We start from the raw sequence: 509 nt of genomic DNA, 5'->3' as shown, positions 1-509 counted from the left end.
ACTCAGGTTGACGACCCTCGCCCTTTGCACGTCGGAGGGCGGGGTTAGGGTTGTTCGGTGCCTGCCCCCGTGATCGAAGCCAAGAACCTCGTCAAGGCCTACAAGGTCAAGGGCAAGCCCGATTTCCTCGCGGTCGACGGACTGTCGTTCGAGGTCGCGCCGGGGGAGTCGTTCGGGCWGCTCGGCGAGCGGCTCACCGCTCTGGGCGCCGATCGCGGTGCGGATGTCGTCGCTCACGCGTCCTCCTGGAGTGAACGGATGCCGCGGCCCGCGGCATCCGGTTGTCACCCGTAGTTGACATCCCGCGAGCTGTCAACTCAGGTTGACGACCCTCGCCCTTTGCACGTCGGAGGGCGGGGTTAGGGTTGTTCGGTGCCTGCCCCCGTGATCGAAGCCAAGAACCTCGTCAAGGCCTACAAGGTCAAGGGCAAGCCCGATTTCCTCGCGGTCGACGGACTGTCGTTCGAGGTCGCGCTGTCGTTCGAGGTCGCGCCGGGGGAGCCGTTCGG

1 pseudogene is annotated in these 509 nt (G+C 66.1%); it reads left to right on the top strand.

Features of this window, described 5'->3' with window-relative positions:
- Nucleotides 1–57 precede the first annotated feature (57 nt).
- A pseudogene (locus AC1DVT_RS20565) lies at nucleotides 58–186 on the top strand (ABC transporter ATP-binding protein); the annotation flags it as partial.
- Between the last annotated feature and the right edge of the window lie 323 nt (nucleotides 187–509).

This window comes from Microbacterium sp. P2_F9 (assembly GCF_056403635.1).
This window is presented reverse-complemented; position numbering and strand designations above follow the sequence as displayed.